The sequence below is a fragment of the Klebsiella ornithinolytica genome (genome assembly GCF_030505655.1).
Classification (GTDB): Bacteria; Pseudomonadota; Gammaproteobacteria; order Enterobacterales; family Enterobacteriaceae; genus Klebsiella; species Klebsiella ornithinolytica.
Genome location: NZ_CP130153.1, coordinates 971,788 through 993,323 on the forward strand (window position 1 = coordinate 971,788; position 21,536 = coordinate 993,323).

A 21,536-nucleotide genomic window follows, 5' to 3' on the forward strand; every position below is an offset into this window, starting at 1 on the left:
AGTATAAAAATTGCGCAGAATAAGGTGTTCAATTATCATGCGCAACCAATCACGGACTGATGTGCATAACGCTGACGCAGTCAGCGCAAAGTTTGTTAATGATGAGGTTCGTGAATGCCCCGCAGTGTATGGTTCAAGGTTATTTTAGTGCTGGCTGCCCTTTGGGCGCCGTTAAGTCAGGCAGATACCGGATGGCAACCGATTCAGGAAACCATTCGTAAAAGCGAAAAAGATCCCCGACAGTATCAGGCCATTCGCCTGGATAATGACATGGTGGTTCTGCTGGTTTCCGATCCGCAGGCGGTGAAATCACTGTCTGCGCTGGTGGTGCCCGTGGGGTCGCTGCAGGATCCCGCCGATCATCAGGGGTTGGCGCATTTTCTGGAGCACATGACGCTGATGGGCTCGCAAAATTATCCGCAGCCGGACAGTCTCGCCGAATTTCTGAAAATGCACGGCGGCAGCCATAATGCCAGTACCGCGCCTTATCGCACCGCCTTCTATCTTGAAGTCGAAAACGATGCCCTTGACGGCGCGGTCGATCGTCTGGCGGATGCCATTGCTGCTCCGCTGCTGGATAAAAAATATGCCGATCGCGAGCGTAATGCGGTCAACGCCGAGCTGACCATGGCGCGCACCCGTGACGGGATGCGCATGGCGCAGGTGAGTGCAGAAACCATTAACCCGGCGCACCCGGCATCGCATTTTTCCGGCGGTAACCTCGAGACGCTTAGCGACAAGCCCGGTAAACCGGTGCTCGACGCTCTGCATACTTTCCGCGACAGCTGGTACTCGGCGAACCTGATGAAGGCGGTCATTTACAGCAACAAACCGCTGCCGGAACTGGCGAGCATCGCGGCGAAAACCTATGGTCGGGTGCCAAACCACAATATCAATAAACCGGAAATCACCGTTCCGGTCGTGACCGATGCGCAAAAGGGCATCATCATTCACTATGTCCCGGCAATGCCGCGCAAAGTGCTGCGCGTTGAATTCCGTATTGATAACAACAGCGAGCAATTCCGCAGCAAAACCGACGAGCTGGTGACCTACATGATCGGTAACCGCAGCCCGGGAACCTTATCTGACTGGCTGCAGCAGCAAGGTCTGGTCGAGGGTATTCGCGCGGATTCCGATCCGGCGGTCAACGGCAACAGCGGCGTGCTGGCGATTTCGGCGACCCTGACCGACAAAGGTCTGGCGCACCGTGATGAAGTGGCGGCGGCGATCTTCAGCTACCTTAACCTATTGCGTAGCCAGGGCATCGACAAACGCTATTTCGATGAGCTGTCCCACGTTCTGGCGCTTGATTTCCGCTATCCATCGATCAACCGCGATATGGATTATGTGGAATGGCTGGCGGATACCATGATTCGCGTACCGGTGGAACATGCGCTGGACGTGGTCAACATAGCCGATCGCTACGATCCGCAGGCGATTAAAGAGCGGCTGGCGATGATGACGCCGCAAAATGCCCGCGTCTGGTATATCAGCCCGCAGGAACCGCATAACAAGAGCGCTTACTTTGTGAATGCGCCGTATCAGGTCGACAAGATCAGCGCGCAGACCTTTAGCGACTGGCAGCAGAAGGCGAGCGCTATCGACCTGAAGCTGCCGGTGTTGAACCCGTATATTCCTGACGATTTTACGCTGATTAAAAGCGATAAAGCCTACCCGCATCCGCAGCTGATCGTTGATGAGCCGACGCTGCGGGTGGTCTATGCGCCCAGTCAGTTCTTCGCCAGCGAGCCAAAGGCTGACGTTTCGCTGGTGCTGCGTAATCCGCAGGCCATGGACAGCGCCCGTAGCCAGGTCATGTTCGCGCTGAATGACTATCTGGCAGGCATCGCTCTCGATCAGCTCAGCAACCAGGCGGCGGTGGGCGGCATCTCCTTCTCAACCGGCGCCAATAACGGGTTAATGGTCAATGCCAATGGCTACACCCAGCGGCTGCCTCAGCTGTTTACCGCGTTACTGGACGGCTATTTCAGCTATACGCCGACCGAAGAGCAGCTGGAGCAGGCTAAATCCTGGTATGCGCAGATGATGGATTCGGCGGACAAAGGCAAAGCCTACGACCAGGCGATCATGCCGGTTCAGATGTTGTCCCAGGTGCCCTATTTCCAGCGCGAGGAGCGGCGGGCGCTGCTGCCGTCAATTAGCCTGAAAGAGGTGCTGGCCTATCGTGACAACCTGAAAGCGAAAGGGCGCCCGGAGCTGCTGGTGATTGGCAACCTCACCGCCGAACAGTCCGCCGCCATGGCGCGTCAGATCCAGCAGCAGCTGGGATCTGATGGCAATGAGTGGTGTCGCAACAAAGACGTCCTGATCAACAGTCAGCAGCTGGCGATTTTTGAAAAACCGGGTAACAGCACCGATTCGGCGCTGGCCGCCGTCTTCGCCCCGCCGAACGTGGATGAATACAGCAGCTCCGCCGCCAGCTCCCTGCTCGGGCAGATTATTCAGCCGTGGTTCTATAACCAGCTGCGCACCGAAGAGCAGCTTGGCTACGCGGTGTTTGCTTTCCCGATGAACGTCGGGCGCCAGTGGGGGATGGGCTTCCTGCTGCAAAGCAGCGATAAACAGCCTGCTTTCCTCTGGCAGCGCTTCCAGGCCTTCTTCCCGACCGCGGAAGCTAAACTGCGGGCGATGAGCCCGGCAGAGTTTGCGCAGATCCAGCAGGCGGTGATAAGTCAGATGACCCAGGCGCCGCAAACGCTGGGCGGCGAAGCCTCGCAGCTGAGCAAAGATTTCGATCGCGGTAATATGCGCTTCGATTCACGTGATAAAGTAGTGGCTCAGATTAAACTGCTGACGCCGCAAAAACTTGCCGATTTCTTCCATCAGACGGTGGTGGTTCCGCAAGGCATGGCGATATTGTCCCAGATTTCCGGCAGCCAGAATGGCAAGACCGATTACGTCCACCCTGAAGGTGGCAAAGTCTGGGAAAGCGTCAGCGCGTTGCAGAAATCCTTACCCCTGATGCGAGAGAACGAATGACCGAAACCGCCGAGTCTCTGGATCCCCTGCGCTTGCCCTTGACGGGCGAGCGCCTGATAGAAGCCTCTGCGGGCACCGGAAAAACCTTTACCATCGCCGCACTGTACCTGCGGCTACTGCTGGGACTTGGCGGGGAATCCGCCTTTCCTCGTGCGGTCAGCGTGGAAGAGCTGCTGGTGGTGACCTTCACCGAAGCGGCCACCGAAGAACTGCGCGGCCGTATTCGCAGCAATATCCACGAGCTGCGTATTGCCTGCCTGCGCGACAGCGCGACCGATCCCCTCTATAGCGCTCTGCTGGCTGAAATTCCGGATAAGAACCAGGCGGCGAATACCCTGCTGCTGGCGGAACGACAGATGGACGAAGCGGCGGTATTTACCATTCACGGCTTTTGTCAGCGAATGCTGAGCCTCAATGCCTTTGAGTCAGGGATGCTCTTTGAGCAGCAGCTGATCGAAGATGAATCCCGGCTGCGTTACCAGGCCTGCGCCGACTTCTGGCGTCGACATTGCTATCCGTTGCCGCGGGAGATCGCCGCCGTCATTCATGAAGCGTGGAAAGGTCCGCGCGATCTGTTGAAATCCCTCGATCGCTGGTTGCAGGGCGAAGCCCCGCAGCTCAAATCCCCGCCGGCGGCAGAAGAGACGCTGGCCGAACGCCATCAGCAAATCATTGCGCGAATTAACGCCATGAAAACACAGTGGCGGGAACAGGTTGCAGAGATTGAGGCGGTGCTGGAGAACTCCGGTCTCGACCGCCGCAAATTCAATCGCGGCAACCAGGGAAAGTGGATAGAGAAAATCAACGCCTGGGCGCAGGAAGAGACGCTCGGCTACCAGCTTCCTGACGCGCTGGAGAAATTCTCGCAGCCCTTCTTACATGAACGAACCAAAGCAGGCGGTGAGCCGCCGGTGCATCCACTGTTCAGTGCGGTTGAAGAGCTGCTGGCTTCTCCGCTGACGCTGACGGATCTGGTTATCGCCAGGGCGATGGTGGAGATCCGCGAAGCGGTCGCCCGGGAAAAGCGTCGGCGCGGCGAACTCGGTTTTGATGACATGCTCAGCCGGCTGGATGATGCGCTGCGCGGCGAGAGCGGAGAAGCGCTGGCCAGCGCCATTCGTCAGCGTTTCCCGGTGGCGATGATTGATGAATTTCAGGACACCGACCCGCAGCAGTACCGAATTTTCCGCCGTATCTGGCGGCAGCAGCCGGAGACGGCGCTGCTGTTAATCGGCGACCCCAAGCAGGCCATCTATGCCTTCCGCGGCGCGGATATTTTCACCTATATGAAAGCGCGTGGCGATGTGGCGGCTCACTATACGCTGGATACCAACTGGCGTTCTGCTCCCGGGATGGTTGAAAGCGTTAACCGCCTGTTCAGCCTGAGCGATAACCCCTTTATGTTCCGGGAGATCCCTTTCTTGCCGGTCAGGCCGGCCGGGAAAAACCACGGGCTGCGCTTTACCGTAGATAACGACGCGGTTCCGGCCATGAACATCTGGCTGATGCCGGGCGAGGCGGTGGGATCCGGTGATTATCAGACGTTTATGGCGCAGCTATGCGCGGCGCAAATTCGCGACTGGCTAAGCGCCGGTCAACAGGGGCGCGCGTTGCTCTGGCGTAACGACAACGCCGCCCGGCCGGTTCAGGCCTCCGATATCACGGTTCTGGTACGTAACCGTCAGGAAGCCTCGCTGATCCGGGAGGCCTTACGGGCGCTGGCGATCCCGTCGGTGTATCTCTCTAACCGCGATAGCGTTTTTGACACGCCGGAAGCGCAGGAGATTTTATGGCTTCTGCAGGCGGTGCTGGCTCCCGAACGAGAAAATACGCTACGCAGTGCGCTGGCAACATCGATATTCGGCTTGAATGCGCTGGATATTGAACGCCTCAACCAGGATGAACGAGCGTGGGACGCGCTGGTTGAAGAGTTCAGCGGCTACCGGCAAATCTGGCGCCAGCGCGGGGTGATGCCGATGCTGCGGGCGCTAATGAGCGCGCGGCAGATTGCGGAAAACCTGCTGGTGACGGTCGGCGGTGAACGCCGTTTAACCGACATCCTGCATATCAGCGAACTGCTGCAGGAGGCGGCCAGCCAGCTGGAAAGCGAACATGCGCTGGTGCGCTGGCTGACGCAGCATATCGCCGAACCGGACAGCAATGCGTCCAGTCAGCAGATGCGCCTGGAAAGCGATAAGCATCTGGTGCAAATCGTCACCGTCCACAAATCAAAGGGGCTGGAATACCCGCTGGTCTGGCTGCCGTTTATTGCTCGTTTCCGCAAACAGGATCAGGCGTTTTATCACGATCGCGACTCGTTTGCCGCGGTGCTCGATCTTGGTCAGGATGAGGGCAGTCTGGAGCTGGCGGAGGCGGAGCGCCTGGCGGAAGATTTACGTCTGCTGTACGTCGCGCTGACCCGCGCGGTCTGGCACTGCAGTCTCGGCGTGGCTCCGTTGAGCACCCGACGCAGCGACAAACCCGGCGCCAGCGATTTTCATCAGAGCGCGCTCGGGCGCCTGCTACAAGGCGGCGAAGCCATGGATGCCGCCGGGCTGGCTGCGTGTTTGCAAGCCTTCTGCGGCGAAGATATCGCGCTGCAAATGGCCACAGTGCCGGATGCTACGCCCTGGCAGGCGCCGCAGGAGACGCTGCCGCCGCTGTCCGCCAGGAGCCTTGAGCGTCAGGTTAGCGATGACTGGCGGGTGACCAGCTATTCCGGATTACAGCAGCATGGTCAGAGCGCGGCTCAGGATCTGCTGCCGCGTCTTGACGTTGATGCCGCCGGCGTCGGTGACGTCGCCGCAGAACCGCAGCTTACGCCGCATCAGTTTCCGCGCGGCGCATCGCCGGGGACATTCCTGCACAGCCTGTTTGAAGATCTCGATTTTACCCAACCGGTGCCTGCTGACTGGATGGCGGAAAAGCTGCAGTCCGGCGGCTTCGGTGAGCAGTGGACGCCGGTGCTGACGCAGTGGCTGGATGACGTGCTCCGGACTCCGTTACCGGGGGCCGGGATTGCGCTGAACCAACTTTCCGCGATGGATAAGCAGGTCGAAATGGCCTTCTATTTGCCGATCGAACGCCCGCTGGAACCGCTGCGTCTGGACGCGCTGATTCGCCGCTACGATCCGCTCTCCGTAGATTGCCCGCCGCTCGACTTCCGCCAGGTCCGCGGGATGTTAAAAGGCTTTATCGACCTCGTTTTCCGCCATAACGGCCGATATTACCTGCTGGATTATAAATCGAACTGGCTGGGAGAGGACCGCGAGGCCTACACCCGTCAGGCGATGGAACAGGCGATGCGGGCGCATCGCTACGATCTGCAGTACCAGCTTTATAGTCTGGCGCTGCACCGCTACCTGCGACACCGTATTGCGGACTACGACTACGAACGCCATTTTGGCGGCGTGATTTATCTCTTTTTACGCGGCATGGACGGGCAGGGGGGCGAGCAGGGCATTTTCACCACCCGTCCCGCGCAGCCGCTGATTGACGGTCTCGATGCGCTGTTTGCCGGAGACGTTCAGGAGGTTCTGTCATGACGATGGATGAACTGCTGCTGGAAGCGGCCAGTCAGCGCCTGCTGCGCCCGTTAGATGTGCAGTTTGCCCTGATGGTGGCGCAAGAGGCGCATCCGGCGGTGAAGCTGGCGGCGGCGGTGCTCAGCCGTGATGCCGGCGAAGGGCACGTTTGCCTGCCGATAGCGCGTCTGCGGACGGACGAGTTTCTGAGCGGTAAAACCAACGAACTGCGTGAACAGCTGCTGGCCCAGGCGGGCGTCCCCGATGACTGGTCCGCGCTGCTGCTTGCTTCGGAGGCGGTCAGCGGTGGCGAACGTCCAACGCCGATCGTCCTGTGCGGCGACCGACTCTATCTCAACCGGATGTGGCGTAATGAGCTGACCGTCGCCCGCTTCTTCAACGAAGCTAACCAGGTTGTGGACGTTGACGAGGCCCTGTTGGCCCAAACGCTGGACGCGCTGTTCCCCGCCAGCGATGAGATCGACTGGCAAAAAGTTGCCGCCGCAGTGGCGTTGACCCGCCGTATTTCGGTGATTTCCGGCGGTCCCGGCACCGGAAAAACCACCACCGTCGCCAGACTGCTGGCGGCGTTGATTCAGACAACCCGGCAACCGCGCTGCCGTATCCGACTGGCGGCGCCGACCGGGAAAGCGGCGGCACGATTGACGGAATCGTTGGGGGAGGCGCTGCGTCGCCTGCCGCTAACCGATGAGCAGAAGGCGCTGTTACCTACCGAAGCCAGCACGTTGCATCGTCTGCTGGGCGCTCAGCCCGGCAGCCAACGGATGCGCTACCACGCCGGTAATCCGCTGCACCTCGATGTGCTGGTGGTGGATGAAGCTTCAATGATTGACCTGCCGATGATGGCGCGGCTGATTGATGCCCTGCCGGAGCACGGGCGGGTTATTTTCCTCGGCGACCGCGATCAGCTGGCGTCGGTGGAGGCTGGAGCGGTGCTCGGGGATATTTGTGCCTGGGTCAATGCCGGCTATACCGCCGGACGTGCGGCGCAGCTGGAGAGGCTGACCGGCCACCCGGTGCCGGCGGGAGAAAGTGATGTCGCCGGCGCGCTGCGCGACAGCCTGTGCCTGCTGCAAAAAAGCTATCGTTTTGGCAGTCATTCCGGCATCGGTAGCCTGGCTCGCGCCGTGAACAACGGCGATCGCCACGGCGTCAGAGCGACGTTACGCCAGGACTTCGAGGATATTGTGCTGCATCCGCTGAGTACGACTGAAGAGTATGAAGTCATGCTAAAGCAGTCGCAGGAAGGATACGGTCGCTATTTGCAGCTGCTTCGCGAGCGGGCCGAGCCGGAGGCACTGATCGCCGCCTTTGGTGAATTTCAGCTACTGTGCGCCCTGCGCGACGGCCCTTACGGCGTCAGCGGGGTGAATGAACAGCTGGAGCAGATGCTTAACCGTCGGCGGGCGATAACGCTGCCGAGGCATTCACGCTGGTATGAAGGGCGTCCGGTGATGATTTCCCGCAACGACAGCGCGCTGGGGCTGTTTAATGGCGATATCGGTATTGCGCTGGAACGAGGGGAGGGGCTGCGGGTCTGGTTCCCGATGCCGGATGGCAGCATTAAATCGGTGCAGCCAAGTCGTTTGCCGGAGCACGACACCGCCTGGGCGATGACGGTGCATAAATCGCAGGGGTCGGAGTTTGACCATGCGGCGTTGATTCTGCCCGCCAAAATCGTACCGCTGGTCACCCGCGAGCTGGTCTATACCGCGATCACGCGGGCAAAACAGCGGCTCTCGATTTATGCCGATGAACAGGTGCTAACCCAGTCCATCGTCGCCCGTACCGAGCGGCGCAGCGGGCTGGCGGACATTTTTGCCAGCGGCGTGTAACTTTAACCTTCAGCCGCTAGCCGGGGATCGCCGGCTCAACCGCCAGCGGTTTCCCCGGCTGGCGCAGCGCTTAGCCGGGGAAAATGTGAGATGAGCTGGCTCCGGGGGGCGGAGGAGAGGTCGCCCGGATAAGGCGTTTACGCCGCGATCCGCGGCGGTGACATCAGCCGAGATCGGCCATCATGACTTTGGAGCGACGCTGATAGTTGTACATCTCTTTCTTACTTTCCGGCAGCAGATCGATATCGACCGGCGTAAAGCCGCGCTCCTGGAACCAGTGAATACTGCGGGTAGTAAGGACAAACAATTTGCTCAATCCCATCTGCTTCGCCTGGGTGGCAATGCGGTTCAGCAGCACTTCCCCGCGCGATGAGCTGCGATAGTCCGGATGCACCGCGACGCAGGCCATTTCGCCGATTTTCTCTTCCGGGAACGGATAGAGCGCAGCGCAGGCAATCGTGGTGTTATCGCGCTGAATAATCGTGAATTTATCGATTTCCATCTCCAGCTGTTCGCGGGAGCGGCGCACCAGAATGCCCTGTTGCTCCAGCGGGCTAATCAGCTCAAGAATACCGCCGATATCGTTAATGGTGGCGCGGCGAATCTGCTCGGCGCTTTCCATGACGATCTGGGTGCCGATACCGTCGCGTGAGAACAGCTCCTGCAGCAGCGCCCCGTCTTCCTGATAGCTGATCAGGTGACAACGCCGCACGCCGCTGCGGCAGGCTTTAACCGCACCGCGCAGAAAACGCACCGTGCCGGAGTTGTAATCCTCTTCCGCCTCCAGCTCTTCCACACGCGCCTGAGCTTCGTTGGGGAACAGTTCGGAAACAATCACTCCATCCTGGTTGTAAACCCCCTGCGACGAGCAGAAACCGATCATCTTTTCCGCCTTCAGCTTAACGGCCAGCTGGGTGGCAATTTCTTCCGAGGTCAGATTGAAGCTTTCGCCGGTGACGGAAACGGCAACCGGGCCCATCAGCACGATAGCGCCGTTATCCAGCTGGCGATGGATCGCCTCTTCATCAATACGGCGGATGCGCCCGCTATGGCAATAATCCACGCCGTCGTCGACGCCCAGCGGCTGAGCGATAATAAAGTTTCCGCTCACCACGTTGATATGGGCGCCCTGCAGCGGGGTATTATTCAGGCTCATTGACAGACGCGCGGTAATTTCCAGCTGCAGCATGCCCGCAGCCTGTTTCACCAGTTCGAGGGTTTTGGCGTCGGTGACGCGGGTCTGTTTATGGTAGACCGGTTCGTGGTGATGCTCTGCCAGATTGGCATCAATCTGCGGGCGTGCGCCATAGACCACCACCAGGCGGATGCCCAGGCTATGCAAAAGGCCAATGTCATTGACAATACTGGAGAAATTCTCATGCTCGATTGCTTCGCCGCCGAGCATGATGACAAACGTTTTTCCCCGATGAGCGTTAATATAGGGGACAGAATGGCGGAATCCTTCTACCAGTTCAGTGCGACGCTCCTTCACCATGACCCAACCCTCAATGCATGATTATTCGTAATTAGTGTATTTTTATTCTGTTTTGGCGTTAAACGCAAGTCTAAATTTGCGACGAAACTGATAAAAATCTGTGATCAAATGCGTACTGCCTAAGATTGTTTACCCTTTTATTGATGACAGGTTATGCAGCTTTCGTTAAAGTTTCCGGTCAATCTGTCTGTTTTGAGTACGAATACGTTTTATTGCTTGGGAGTGGCATGCCGGGATACAAGTCAGGATTAAGCCGCCGTCGTTTTTTACAGGGGGCGGGCGCAATGTGGTTAATGAGCGTCAGCCCGCTGGGTTTAGCGGCCGCCGCGCAGGTCGTCGCCGTACGCGTCTGGCCGTCGTCAACCTATACGCGCGTTACGGTAGAATCCAGTCATGTGCTGAAATATCGGCAGTTTGCGTTGAGCAATCCGGAACGGCTGGTGGTGGATCTGGAAGGCGTCAATCTTAACTCCGTGCTAAAAGGCATGGGGGCGAGTATTCGCGATGATGACCCTTATATTAAGTCCGCGCGCGTCGGCCAGTTTGATCCGCAAACCGTGCGCATGGTCTTTGAACTCAAACAGAACATCAAGCCGCAGCTCTTTGCCCTGGCACCGGTGGCCGGCTTTAAAGAACGTCTGGTGATGGATCTCTATCCTGCGACCGCCACCGATGTTCAGGATCCGCTGCTGGCGTTACTGGAAGATTACAACAAGGGCGATCTCGACCGTCAGGTCCCGCCGGCAGAAAGCGGGCCGAAGCCGGGTAAAGCCGGGCGCGACCGACCTATTGTGATCATGCTTGACCCGGGCCACGGCGGCGAAGACACCGGCGCGATCGGCAAATACCATACCCGTGAGAAAGATGTGGTGCTGCAGATTGCCCGTCGGCTACGGGCGCTGATCGAAAAAGAGGGCAACATGCGCGCCTACATGACCCGCAATGAAGATGTCTTCATTCCGCTGAAGGTTCGCGTGGCCAAAGCACAAAAGCAGCGCGCCGATCTGTTCGTTTCGATTCACGCCGATGCCTTTACCAGCCGACAGCCGCGAGGCTCATCGGTATTTGCCCTGTCGACCAAAGGGGCCACCAGTACCGCCGCGAAATTCCTCGCGCAGACCCAGAACGCCTCTGACCTGATCGGGGGGGTCAGCAAGAGCGGCGATCGCTATGTCGACCATACGATGTTCGATATGGTGCAGTCGCTGACCATCGCCGATAGCCTGAAGTTTGGTAAGGCGGTGCTGCAAAAAATGGGAAAAATCAATAATTTGCATAAAAACCAGGTCGAACAGGCGGGCTTCGCGGTGCTGAAAGCGCCGGATATTCCGTCGATCCTGGTGGAGACGGCGTTTATCAGTAACGTAGAAGAAGAGCGTAAGCTGAAAACGGCGACTTTCCAGCAGCAGGTGGCTGAGTCGATACTGGCGGGGATTAAAGCCTACTTCGCCGATGGCGCCACGCTGGCAAGGCGCGGATAACACGGGAGCGGGAGATGGCGCTACTGAAGAGCGTGCACGGCGGTAATACCCGAGAAGCCGCTGCGCTGCTGGGCATTGAGGCGCAGCAGCTGCGGGATTTCAGCGCCAATATTAATCCTCTTGGCATGCCCGAGAGCGTCAGACGGGCGCTTATCGATAATCTTGCCCTGGCGGAGCGCTACCCTGACGTTGAATACCAGCAGCTGCACCTTGCGCTGGCGGAGCACCACCGTATTCCCGCATCGTGGGTCCTGGCAGGCAATGGCGAAACCGAATCCATTTTTACGCTCGTTCACGGGCTGAAGCCGCACACGGCGATGGTGGTGAAACCTGGTTTTGCAGAATATCGCCGCGCGCTGCAGACGGTCGATTGCACTCTCCTCGAGTTCGCGCTGCGTGAAGAGGATGGCTGGCAGTTGACCGACGCGATTCTCGACGTGCTGACGCCAGAGCTGGACTGTTTGTTCCTCTGTACGCCCAATAATCCGACCGGCCTGCTGCCGGCACGCCCGCTGCTTGACGCGATTGCCGCCCGCTGCCGGGACGCCGGCATCGCGCTTATTCTTGATGAAGCGTTTATCGATTTCATTCCTGACCAGCCGGGATTTATCCCCTTTCTACAGCATAATCCGCATATCTGGGTGCTCCGCTCACTCACCAAATTCTACGCCATTCCCGGCCTGCGTCTGGGCTATCTGGTTAACAGCGATGAACGGGCGGTAGCCCGCCTGCGCGAAAAGCAAATGCCGTGGTCGATCAACGCGTTTGCCGCTCTGGCAGGGGAAATAGCGCTCAAGGATAGCGCCTATCAGCAGGCCACCTGGCGATGGCTGGCGCAGGAGGGAAGCCGATTTTATCAGGCTCTCCGTCAGCTTCCTGGCCTGACCGTGTATCCGGGGCGGGCGAACTATCTTTTTTTACGTTGCCATCTCCCGGAGTCCGATCTGCAGCAGGCGTTGCTGCAGCAGCATATCTTGATTCGCAGCTGCGCTAACTATCCGGGACTGGGAAACGGTTATTACCGCGTGGCGATTCGCAGCCCTGAGGAGAATCAACGGCTGCTTACGGCGCTCAGCGCCATCCTTTCCGCCCCCCTCTGACTGCAAGCGACCGGCTCATCCGTATGGCATAATAGCCCGCCTGTTGCTTCAGACACCCGATCTGACGAGAGTCCGGATGCAGCAGGGTAACCAACAGGTGCAAGGGAAGGGGGTGAAACGCCTCCGCAGCCCCCGCTGCTGTGATGCTGACAACCCCGTAAATACCACCGGCCGCGAATCCGGGAAGGGCGGGCGAGGATGACGCTAAGCCAGAAAACCTGCCTGTCGGTCATTACCAACAACTTCGGTGGGAAGTGGGTTGCTCAGATGCGTGCCGTCGCAAGACGGCGTCAGGCGCACCTTTACACCCCGACCACTCTGAACAGGAACAGGGTATGGCGGTACGACTCCATTCATCCATTGCCGCCCGCTGGCGGGCGGCAACGAGGCCCGGGCGATGACGTTACTTGCCTGGTGCGTGGCCTGGATTCTCGATTTTATCATCGGCGACCCGCCGCGCTGGCCGCATCCGGTGCGCTGGATCGGCAATCTCATCACCTTGACTCAACGTATCGTGCGCCGCTATTGCCATCGCGACCGCGCGCTGCGCATCGGCGGCGCGCTGATGTGGCTGACGGTGGTCGGTCTGACCTGGCTCCTCTCCTGGAGCGTACTGAAACTGGCGGCAAGTCTCCATCCCTGGCTAGGCTGGGGCGTTGAAGTGTGGATGATCTTTACGGTCCTGGCCGGCCGCTGCCTTGCGGATTCCGCTCGTGAAGTCGAACGCCCGCTGCGCGCGGGCGATGTGGCGCTAAGCCGGGAAAAGCTCTCATGGATTGTCGGGCGCGAGACCTCACAGCTCCAGCCTGAACAGATAAATCGCGCGGTGGTGGAGACGGTTGCAGAAAACACCGTCGATGGCATTATTGCGCCGCTGTTTTTCCTGCTGCTGGGCGGCGCGCCGCTGGCGATGGCCTATAAAGCGGTCAACACCCTCGACTCCATGGTGGGGTATAAACATGAAAAATATCGCGCTATTGGTATGGTCAGCGCCCGCCTTGACGATGTCGCGAACTGTATTCCCGCGCGTTTGAGCTGGCTGCTGTTCAGCCTCGCGGCGTGGCTATGTCGCTATGATGGCGCGGGCGCCCTGCGTATTGGCTGGCGCGATCGCTATCAACACAGCAGCCCCAACTGCGCGTGGTCGGAAGCCAGCGTCGCCGGCGCGTTAGGCGTCCGACTCGGCGGCCCGAATGACTATTTTGGCCAGCGGGTGGACAAACCCTGGATTGGCGACGCCGTACGCGATATTTCGGTCGAGGATATTCCCCGTGCCCTGCGTCTGATGTGGGTCGCCTCGACGCTGGCGCTGGTGATGTTTATGGCCGCGCGGTATCTATGGACAGGGATGGCCTGAAAAGAGATCCGCATGGCCTTCTGGCAGCGGGGCAGTAGCAGCATAAAACAGAGCAGGATGGGAGAATAATGCGAGAAAACGCGAACGAGGAGGCCTCATGACGCAGGCAATCATGTTGCAGGGAACGGCATCCGATGTAGGTAAAAGCGTGCTGGTGGCCGGTTTATGCCGCATTTTTTATCAGGATGGCCGGCGTACGGCGCCGTTTAAATCGCAGAATATGGCGCTTAATTCGGGGATCACGGCAGACGGTAAAGAGATGGGCCGGGCGCAGATCTTTCAGGCCGAAGCCGCCGGTATCGAACCCGACGTGCGGATGAATCCTGTCTTGCTGAAACCCACCAGCGACCTGAAAGCTCAGGTGGTGCTGATGGGCAAAGTGGCGACCGATATGGATGCGGTGAGCTACCACGAGTATAAACCGCGCCTGCGCGAACAGATCCTCTCGGTCTACCGCAGCCTGGCGCAGGAGTATGATGTGCTGGTGCTGGAAGGGGCCGGTAGCCCGGCGGAGATCAACCTGCGCGATCGCGATATCGTCAATATGGGGATGGCGGAGATGGCGCAGTGCCCGGTGATCCTGGTTGCCGATATCGACAGAGGGGGCGTCTTTGCCGCGATCTACGGGACGCTGGCGCTGCTTGAGGAGCAGGAGCGCGCCAGGGTGAAAGGGGTGATCATCAATAAATTCCGCGGCGACATCGCGCTACTCTATTCCGGAATCGAACAGATCGAAGCATTAACCGGCGTCCCCGTACTGGGAGTGCTGCCGTGGCTGGAGGTCGATCTGGAGGATGAAGATAGCGTGGCGCTGCAGAAAGGGAAGTATCTGAGCACCGCGAAGCGCGAGATCGACATCGCGGTCGTGCAGCTTCCCCATACCTCAAACTTCACCGATTTCAACGCGCTGGCGGCGCAGCCGGATGTCCGCGTGCGCTACGTGAGACGCCCGCAGGAGCTGGCGCAGGCCGATTTGGTTATCCTGCCCGGCAGTAAAAATACGCTGGGCGATCTGCAGTGGCTGCACGACTGTGGGATGGCGGCGGGCGTCTTGCAGGCGCATCAGCAGGGGATTCCGCTGCTGGGGATCTGCGGCGGCTATCAAATGCTGGGCGAGACAATTGTCGATGAGGTGGAATCCGGCCTCGGGACGCAGCCCGGCCTCGGTCTGCTCAATACCGTGACGCAGTTTGCCCGACATAAAACCACCACTCAGGTCGAGGCGACAATGGCGAACGCGCTGCCGGACTGGCTGGCCGGAGCGTCTGCTCTGCGGGTGCGAGGTTACGAAATTCATATGGGGAAAACGACTCTTAACGGGAGCTGTCGTCCGTTGATGCAGCTGGAGAAACAGGGTGAGCTGGTGGCGGATGGCGCAATGACGGATGACGGACTCGTATTCGGCACTTATCTGCACGGCCTGTTCGACAGCGATGATTTCACCCGCGCGCTGGTCAACGGCCTGCGTCGGCGCAAAGGGCTGGAGGCGCTGAATGCCACTCTTCACTATGCGCAATACAAATCGCAACAGTTCGATATCCTGGCCGACGCCATGCGCCAGCATATTGATATCGAAAAGATTTACCACATCATGCAGCAGCATCAGGAGCCATCATGCTGATTCTGGTTACCGGCGGCGCCCGCAGCGGGAAAAGCCGCCACGCCGAGGCGCTCATCGCCGATTCACCGCAGGTTTTGTATCTCGCGACCTCGCAGATCGTGGATGACGAAATGGCGCAGCGGATCCAGCACCACCGCGATAGCCGCCCGGCGCACTGGCGCACCGTCGAACGCTGGCACCATCTCGATGAGGTCATTACGCCGCGTAACGATCCGCAAGAAGCCGTGCTGCTGGAGTGTATGACGACCATGGTGACCAACATGTTGTTTGCTCAGGGGGGCGAGAGCTCCCCGGACGACTGGGATTATGCAGCAATGGAGCGGATCATAGACGAGGAGATCCACTCGCTGATTGCCGCGTGCCAGCGCTGCCCGGCAAAAGTGGTGTTGGTCACCAATGAAGTGGGGATGGGGATTGTCCCGGAAAACCGCCTTGCGCGGCATTTTCGCGATATTGCCGGCCGGGTTAACCAGCGCCTGGCTGCGGCAGCGGATGAGGTCTGGCTGGTGGTATCAGGTATTGGAGTCAAAATTAAATGATCAAATTATTCTGGGCTACGCTCTCTTTTCTCAGTCGCTTACCGGTGCCGGATCGCTGGTCGCAGGGGCTGGAGATCGATCGGTATGTCCGGGGAATCGTCACTTTCCCGCTGGTCGGGGCGCTGCTGGGAGGGGTGAGCGGGCTGGTATTTCTTGCCGTTCAATCCTGGTGTGGTCTTCCGCTTGCGGCGCTGTTTAGCATTTTAGCGCTGGCGCTGCTGACCGGTGGTTTTCACCTCGATGGCCTCGCCGATACCTGCGACGGCGTTTTTTCCGCCCGGCGTCGGGAACGGATGCTGGAGATTATGCGCGACAGCCGACTGGGGACCCACGGCGGGCTGGCGCTCATTTTTGTATTACTGGCAAAAGTGCTGGTTGTCAGCGAGCTGGCGCTGCGTGGAACGTCGGTGCTGGCCGCGCTGGCGGCCGCTTGTGCCGCCGGACGTGGCGTCGCCGTGCTGCTGATGTATCGCCATCGTTACGCCCGCGAAGAAGGTCTGGGTAACGTATTTATCGGCAAAGTAAGCGGGCGACAAACCTGCGTGACGCTAGGCGTAGCGGCAATTCTGGCCGCCATGCTGCTACCCGGCATGCACGGCGTGGCGGCGTTGGGGATCGCCGTGGTGGCCATTTTTGTTCTTGGGCAATTGCTGAAACGCACCCTGGGCGGGCAAACCGGCGACACGCTGGGGGCGGCGATTGAGCTGGGCGAGCTGATTTTCCTGCTGGCGCTGCTGTAAGTCCGGCTATTTGCCATGTTTAGCATCGTGCGCCATTTCCGCTCCGTAAGGGGAGGCGATGGCGCATCTGACATCATCGTGGTAAGAAAAGGTCAGTATTAACGTGACGGGTATCCATCGCGCCTGACTGGCGGCGGGGAAGAAGAGTAGAGAGTATTGCTGGCGTGACCGTGACCGGTACGTAGAAACAAAAAAACACCCGTCAGGGTGTTCATTGTGTTGGTTGCGGGGGCCGGATTTGAACCGACGACCTTCGGGTTATGAGCCCGACGAGCTACCAGGCTGCTCCACCCCGCGTCCGTCTTTACTCTTCATCGAGTAAATTATGCATCAGATTTTAAATTGGTTGCGGGGGCCGGATTTGAACCGACGACCTTCGGGTTATGAGCCCGACGAGCTACCAGGCTGCTCCACCCCGCGTCCGTCTTTACTCTTCCATCGAGTAAAGCTTACTGCTATCTGATTTTAATTGGTTGCGGGGGCCGGATTTGAACCGACGACCTTCGGGTTATGAGCCCGACGAGCTACCAGGCTGCTCCACCCCGCGTCCGTGGAAGCGCACTATACTCCGCTCGCGTTTTGATGCAACCCTTTTTCAGTAAAATCATCAAATTTGTAATAAATGGTGTATAAAGAACCACTTTCGGCTTGTTTTTTGAGCAAGATTGTATTTGTGGTGCTTTCGCGCATTTCAATAGCCCTGGGGGTTTGTTATCTTCCCTCATCACGAACCGCGACTAAGCAGCATAAAGAAGAGATACCATGAAAGGATGTTGGGCAAAGTATATAGCGACGGGAGCAATGCTGGCGATGCTCGCCGCCTGTTCCTCAAAACCGACCGATCGCGGTCAGCAGTATAATGAAGGGAAGTTTACCCAGCCGTTCTCTTTGGTTAACCAGCCTGATGCGGTCGGTTCGCCGATTAACGCCGGGGACTTCTCCGAGCAGGTCCGTCAGATTCGCAGCGCCTCACCGCGCCTTTATAATAGCCAGAGCAACGTCTATAACGCGCTGCAGGAGTGGCTGCGCGCCGGTGGCGATACCCGTACCCTGAGCCAGTTCGGCATTGATGCCTGGCAGATGCAGGGGGCCGATAGCTATGGCAACGTTCAGTTCACCGGTTACTACACTCCGGTGGTGCAGGCGCGCCATACTCGCCAGGGCGAATTCCAGTACCCGATTTATCGCATGCCGCCGAAGCGCGGTAAGCTGCCGTCCCGCGCCAGCATTTATGCCGGCGCCCTGAGCGACGACTATATTCTGGCCTACAGCAATTCGCTGATGGACAACTTTATTATGGACGTGCAGGGCAGCGGCTATATCGATTTTGGCGACGGCTCTCCGCTGAACTTCTTTAGCTATGCCGGGAAAAATGGCTGGTCGTATCGCAGCATTGGTAAGGTCCTGATCGATCGCGGTGAAGTGAAGAAAGAAGATATGTCGATGCAGGCGATCCGTGAATGGGGCGAGAAACATAGTGAAGCCGAAGTTCGCGAGCTGCTTGAACAGAACCCGTCGTTCGTCTTCTTTAAACCGCAGTCCTTTGCCCCGGTAAAAGGCGCCAGCGCGGTGCCACTGATTGGTCGCGCCTCGGTGGCTTCTGACCGCAGCATTATTCCGCCGGGAACGACCTTGCTGGCGGAAGTGCCTCTGCTGGATAATAACGGCAAGTTTAACGGGCAGTACGAGCTGCGTCTGATGGTTGCGCTGGATGTGGGTGGGGCGATTAAAGGCCAGCACTTCGATATCTACCAGGGGATCGGCGCAGATGCCGGTCACCGTGCCGGTTGGTATAACCACTATGGTCGCGTCTGGGTGCTGAAAAATGCCCCGGGCGCCGGCAACGTCTTTAGCGGTTAACGCGCTTCCGTCTGATATTTTGTCGCCCGGACCGGCGCAACGCGCCGTCTCCGGGAGCGCCTGGCGGTCGCATTGATCTTTTATTCGCACGATGGGGCTTGCGCTGGCAGGCCCTGATGCATTCTGAGGTTTTATGTCTGTTGTAATCAGCGATGCCTGGCGTCAACGCTTTGGCGGCACGGCGCGTTTATATGGTGAAAAAGCGCTGCAATGTTTTGCCGACGCGCATGTTTGCGTGGTCGGTATCGGCGGCGTGGGCTCCTGGGCGGCGGAAGCGCTGGCAAGAACCGGGATTGGCGCGATTACCCTGATTGATATGGATGATGTCTGCGTCACTAACACTAACCGACAGGTTCATGCCCTGGGGGGCAACGTCGGGCTGGCGAAAGCCGAGGTGATGGCCGAGCGTATTCGTCTGATTAACCCCGAGTGTCGGGTGACGGTCGTGGACGATTTTGTCACGCCGGAAAACGTCGCGGAGTATCTCGGCGTCGGCTTCAGCTATGTGATCGATGCGATTGACAGCGTACGGCCCAAGGCGGCGTTAATCGCCTACTGTCGCCGTTATAAGGTGCCGCTGGTGACCACCGGCGGCGCGGGCGGGCAAATCGACCCGACGCAGATTCAGGTAGCCGATCTGGCAAAAACTATTCAGGATCCGCTGGCGGCAAAGCTGCGCGAGCGGTTGAAGAGTCAGTTCGGGGTGGTCAAGAACAGCAAAGGTAAGCTTGGCGTGGATTGCGTTTTTTCCACCGAAGCGCTGGTCTATCCGCAGGCCGACGGCAGCGTTTGCGCGATGAAGAGCACCGCCGATGGCCCGAAACGAATGGATTGCGCCTCCGGATTTGGCGCAGCGACGATGGTCACCGCGACCTTCGGTTTTGTCGCCGTGTCCCATGCGCTGAAGAAAATGCTGGCGAAGGCGGAGCGTGAGGCGGCTTCTGCCGGGTAACTCTCCCGGGCAGCGGAGTCAATCCTTGCCCGGGCGACGGTATGGCGCCGACTGTAGCCTGTAGCCCCGGTCAGCGCAGCGCCACCGGGGGTTGCAGGTCTTGAGCTGGGTTTCCCGGAGGTGGTGCAGCGCAGCTGTCCTGGCTTGCCGGTTGCATCGAACTTGTAGCCCCGGTCAGCGCAGCGCCACCGGGGGTTGCAGGTCTTGAACTGGGTTTCCCGAAGGTGGTGCAGCGCAGCTGTCCGGGCTTACCGGTTGCATCGAACTTGTAGCCCCGGTCAGCGTAGCGCCACCGGGGGAGGTTAAAAGAGAAATTACCCCTCGCGGGCGGCGGCGAGCACCGCTGCGCTCAGCGCGCTCAGCCCCTGACTGCGCGAGGCGCTCAGCTGACCGCGTAGCCCCAGCTCATCAAACAGCGTCAGCGGATCCTGTGCCAGCAGCGCGCTGGCGCTTTTCCCTTCAACGGCAGTCAACAGCACCGCCAGCATACCGCGCACAATCCGGCCTTCGCTATCGCCGAAGAAGTGCAGCTTACCGTCAGCATCAACGCTATAGCCCAGCCAGACGCGGTTTTCACAGCCGGCAATCTCCTTCGCCCGTTCTTTCAGGTCATCCGACAGCGCAGGCAGCTGCTTACCCAATAAAATCAGCTGGCGGTATTTATCTTCCCACTGGCTGAGCGGGATAAACGTCTGGCGTAAGGTCTCTGCGGTGATGCGGGTACCAAAAGGGTGAGAAGTCGTCATTAATCCACCAGTATTTCCAGGGCGCGGTCAACGGCATGAACCAGCGCGAAAACATCATCCTGAGTATTATAGGGGGCAAACGAGGCGCGCAAGGTACCGCTAACGCCCAGGGCCGCCAGCAGCGGTTGGGCGCAGTGCTGTCCGGCACGCAGCGCAATACCCGACTCCGCCAACAGGGTTACCATATCGCTGTGATGTACGCCGGCGAAGTCAAACGCCAGCAGGCTGGACTCCTGACAGCGGAAGGAGCGAAAGCCTGGCCGCTTCGCCAGCTCATCTTCCGCCAGCGTCGCCAGGCTACGGCTCCAGCTTTCGGCCTGGGCGATATCGGTCTCTTCCAGCCACTCCAGCGCCGCGCTCAGGCCAATGACGCCGGCAATGTTTGGCGTCCCGGCCTCCAAAAGATAGGGTACGGGCTGGGTTTTAAAACCTTCGAACGTGACTTCAGTAATCATTTTGCCGCCGCCGAGCCACGGCGACATGGCATCCAGCAGGGTGCTTTTGCCGTACAGCGCGCCAATTCCCGTGGGCCCGTACAGCTTATGGCCGGAAAACGCATAAAAATCGATATCCAGCCGCTGAACGTCGGCGGGAAAATGCACCGCCCCCTGAGCACCGTCAACCATCACCACCATTCCGGCGTCGTGTGCGTGGCGGATTGCCGTCGCCAGGTCCGGACAGCCGCCGGTCACGTTGGACATCTGGCCGATGGCCAGCAGCCGACTGCGCGGCGTAATAAGAGAAGGCAGGAGGGCGACGTCGGGCAGGCGATCGGCTCCGATGGGCAGCTTCACGATCCGGGCACCGGTTTGCTCTGCGACCATCAGCCAGGGAACCAGGTTGGCATGGTGCTCCGCTTCGCTGACGATGATTTCATCGCCGGGCCGCAGGCGCGGGCGAAGATAGCTCTGCGCCACCATATTGATGGCTTCGGTGGTGCCGCGCGTCCAGACGATATCTTTCGCGGACGGGGCATTCAGCAGCGCCGCCACGCGCTCACGGGCATTTTCATAGCGTTCAGTCAGGCGCTGCGCGGCGGCAAACTGGCTACGATGAACGTTGCCCGCGCTAAGGCGGTAAAACTGGTCGCTGGCGTCGATCGTGGCGAGCGGCTTCAGCGCCGTCGCCGCGCTATCAAGGTAAACGCCGGCATCGGCCAGCGCAGGAAACTGGGCGCGAAAGTGAGCAGGATTGAATGCGTTCATGGAGTTCCTCGTTGCAATACGACGATCGTCGCGCAATTTAGTCATCAGGGCAAGGCTGGC

14 protein-coding genes, 3 tRNA genes and 1 riboswitch are annotated in these 21,536 nt (G+C 59.2%); of the genes, 11 read left to right on the forward strand and 6 right to left on the reverse strand.

Annotation, left to right across the window (positions count from 1 at the left end):
• Positions 1-114: 114 nt before the first annotated feature.
• From ptrA to recD, 3 genes are read left to right on the forward strand one after another with little or no spacing between them, the layout of a single operon-like run.
• The gene (gene ptrA, locus Q1L34_RS04700) at positions 115-3,000 is read left to right on the forward strand and encodes a pitrilysin (protein ID WP_152292578.1); all 2,886 of its coding nucleotides are present in this window, start codon (positions 115-117) and stop codon (positions 2,998-3,000) included.
• Entirely contained in the window at positions 2,997-6,545 is a 3,549-nt protein-coding gene (recB, locus tag Q1L34_RS04705) for an exodeoxyribonuclease V subunit beta (RefSeq protein ID WP_004867065.1), read from the forward strand. The genes ptrA and recB overlap by 4 nt, the downstream gene beginning before the upstream one ends.
• Positions 6,542-8,380 (forward strand): exodeoxyribonuclease V subunit alpha, encoded by a 1,839-nt coding sequence (recD, locus tag Q1L34_RS04710; RefSeq protein ID WP_327204376.1) that lies wholly within the window; start codon positions 6,542-6,544, stop codon positions 8,378-8,380. The genes recB and recD overlap by 4 nt, the downstream gene beginning before the upstream one ends.
• A 163-nt stretch (positions 8,381-8,543) precedes the next feature.
• Here recD and argA read toward each other — a convergent pair whose 3' ends face one another.
• Positions 8,544-9,875, reverse strand: coding sequence for an amino-acid N-acetyltransferase (gene argA / locus Q1L34_RS04715; RefSeq protein ID WP_004867060.1), 1,332 nt, complete (start codon positions 9,873-9,875; stop codon positions 8,544-8,546).
• Between the two features lie 227 nt (positions 9,876-10,102).
• On the opposite strand from argA, the gene amiC reads away from it, so the two are divergent.
• From amiC to cobS, 6 genes are all read left to right on the forward strand, one after another.
• A complete protein-coding gene (amiC, locus tag Q1L34_RS04720; RefSeq protein ID WP_004867059.1) occupies positions 10,103-11,356 on the forward strand; it encodes an N-acetylmuramoyl-L-alanine amidase AmiC in 1,254 nt (417 codons plus the stop codon).
• Positions 11,357-11,370: 14 nt separating this feature from the next.
• A complete protein-coding gene (gene cobD / locus Q1L34_RS04725; protein ID WP_327204377.1) occupies positions 11,371-12,456 on the forward strand; it encodes a threonine-phosphate decarboxylase CobD in 1,086 nt (361 codons plus the stop codon).
• A gap of 78 nt (positions 12,457-12,534) precedes the next feature.
• A riboswitch (cobalamin riboswitch) is annotated at positions 12,535-12,696 on the forward strand.
• 157 nt (positions 12,697-12,853) lie between these two features.
• Complete coding sequence (gene cbiB / locus Q1L34_RS04730) at positions 12,854-13,813, forward strand: adenosylcobinamide-phosphate synthase CbiB (RefSeq protein WP_069476468.1); 960 nt, start codon at positions 12,854-12,856, stop codon at positions 13,811-13,813.
• Between the two features lie 97 nt (positions 13,814-13,910).
• Positions 13,911-15,434, forward strand: coding sequence for a cobyric acid synthase (locus Q1L34_RS04735; RefSeq protein WP_032718183.1), 1,524 nt, complete (start codon positions 13,911-13,913; stop codon positions 15,432-15,434).
• Positions 15,428-15,973 carry a bifunctional adenosylcobinamide kinase/adenosylcobinamide-phosphate guanylyltransferase gene (gene cobU, locus Q1L34_RS04740; RefSeq protein WP_004867051.1) on the forward strand — a complete coding sequence of 182 codons (546 nt, stop codon included), beginning with the start codon at positions 15,428-15,430 and terminating at the stop codon, positions 15,971-15,973. The genes Q1L34_RS04735 and cobU overlap by 7 nt, the downstream gene beginning before the upstream one ends.
• The gene (gene cobS, locus Q1L34_RS04745; RefSeq protein WP_015585846.1) at positions 15,970-16,713 is read left to right on the forward strand and encodes an adenosylcobinamide-GDP ribazoletransferase; all 744 of its coding nucleotides are present in this window, start codon (positions 15,970-15,972) and stop codon (positions 16,711-16,713) included. Before cobU ends, cobS begins: the two co-directional genes overlap by 4 nt.
• Positions 16,714-16,933: 220 nt before the next feature.
• Here the strand turns inward: cobS and Q1L34_RS04750 are convergent.
• The 3 genes from Q1L34_RS04750 to Q1L34_RS04760 all read right to left on the reverse strand — a co-directional run bounded on the left by Q1L34_RS04750 (position 16,934) and on the right by Q1L34_RS04760 (position 17,260).
• Positions 16,934-17,010: transfer RNA gene (locus Q1L34_RS04750), tRNA-Met, on the reverse strand.
• A gap of 46 nt (positions 17,011-17,056) precedes the next feature.
• Positions 17,057-17,133: transfer RNA gene (locus tag Q1L34_RS04755), tRNA-Met, on the reverse strand.
• A gap of 50 nt (positions 17,134-17,183) precedes the next feature.
• A tRNA-Met gene (locus tag Q1L34_RS04760) sits at positions 17,184-17,260 on the reverse strand.
• A 215-nt stretch (positions 17,261-17,475) separates the two neighbouring features.
• On the opposite strand from Q1L34_RS04760, the gene mltA reads away from it, so the two are divergent.
• Together mltA and tcdA are read left to right on the forward strand one after the other, a co-directional pair.
• Positions 17,476-18,573 carry a murein transglycosylase A gene (gene mltA / locus Q1L34_RS04765; RefSeq protein WP_004867047.1) on the forward strand — a complete coding sequence of 366 codons (1,098 nt, stop codon included), beginning with the start codon at positions 17,476-17,478 and terminating at the stop codon, positions 18,571-18,573.
• 133 nt (positions 18,574-18,706) lie between these two features.
• Positions 18,707-19,525 carry a tRNA cyclic N6-threonylcarbamoyladenosine(37) synthase TcdA gene (gene tcdA, locus Q1L34_RS04770; protein WP_004867045.1) on the forward strand — a complete coding sequence of 273 codons (819 nt, stop codon included), beginning with the start codon at positions 18,707-18,709 and terminating at the stop codon, positions 19,523-19,525.
• A gap of 314 nt (positions 19,526-19,839) precedes the next feature.
• On the opposite strand, the gene csdE is transcribed toward tcdA, so the two are convergent.
• Positions 19,840-20,271: a cysteine desulfurase sulfur acceptor subunit CsdE gene (gene csdE / locus Q1L34_RS04775; protein ID WP_004867043.1), complete on the reverse strand. Its 432-nt coding sequence runs from the start codon at positions 20,269-20,271 to the stop codon at positions 19,840-19,842.
• The gene (gene csdA, locus Q1L34_RS04780; RefSeq protein ID WP_015585848.1) at positions 20,271-21,476 is read right to left on the reverse strand and encodes a cysteine desulfurase CsdA; all 1,206 of its coding nucleotides are present in this window, start codon (positions 21,474-21,476) and stop codon (positions 20,271-20,273) included. The genes csdE and csdA overlap by 1 nt, the downstream gene beginning before the upstream one ends.
• Between the last annotated feature and the right edge of the window lie 60 nt (positions 21,477-21,536).

Excerpts from the sequence above, each read along its gene's own strand:
- ptrA (WP_152292578.1), top strand. The coding sequence starts at position 115 with ATGCCCCGCAGTGTATGGTTCAAGGTTATTTTAGTGCTGGCTGCCCTT.
- recB (WP_004867065.1), top strand. The coding sequence starts at position 2,997 with ATGACCGAAACCGCCGAGTCTCTGGATCCCCTGCGCTTGCCCTTGACG.
- recD (WP_327204376.1), top strand. The coding sequence starts at position 6,542 with ATGACGATGGATGAACTGCTGCTGGAAGCGGCCAGTCAGCGCCTGCTG.
- argA (WP_004867060.1), bottom strand. The coding sequence starts at position 9,875 with ATGGTGAAGGAGCGTCGCACTGAACTGGTAGAAGGATTCCGCCATTCT.
- amiC (WP_004867059.1), top strand. The coding sequence starts at position 10,103 with ATGCCGGGATACAAGTCAGGATTAAGCCGCCGTCGTTTTTTACAGGGG.
- cobD (WP_327204377.1), top strand. The coding sequence starts at position 11,371 with ATGGCGCTACTGAAGAGCGTGCACGGCGGTAATACCCGAGAAGCCGCT.
- cbiB (WP_069476468.1), top strand. The coding sequence starts at position 12,854 with ATGACGTTACTTGCCTGGTGCGTGGCCTGGATTCTCGATTTTATCATC.
- Q1L34_RS04735 (WP_032718183.1), top strand. The coding sequence starts at position 13,911 with ATGACGCAGGCAATCATGTTGCAGGGAACGGCATCCGATGTAGGTAAA.
- cobU (WP_004867051.1), top strand. The coding sequence starts at position 15,428 with ATGCTGATTCTGGTTACCGGCGGCGCCCGCAGCGGGAAAAGCCGCCAC.
- cobS (WP_015585846.1), top strand. The coding sequence starts at position 15,970 with ATGATCAAATTATTCTGGGCTACGCTCTCTTTTCTCAGTCGCTTACCG.
- mltA (WP_004867047.1), top strand. The coding sequence starts at position 17,476 with ATGAAAGGATGTTGGGCAAAGTATATAGCGACGGGAGCAATGCTGGCG.
- tcdA (WP_004867045.1), top strand. The coding sequence starts at position 18,707 with ATGTCTGTTGTAATCAGCGATGCCTGGCGTCAACGCTTTGGCGGCACG.
- csdE (WP_004867043.1), bottom strand. The coding sequence starts at position 20,271 with ATGACGACTTCTCACCCTTTTGGTACCCGCATCACCGCAGAGACCTTA.
- csdA (WP_015585848.1), bottom strand. The coding sequence starts at position 21,476 with ATGAACGCATTCAATCCTGCTCACTTTCGCGCCCAGTTTCCTGCGCTG.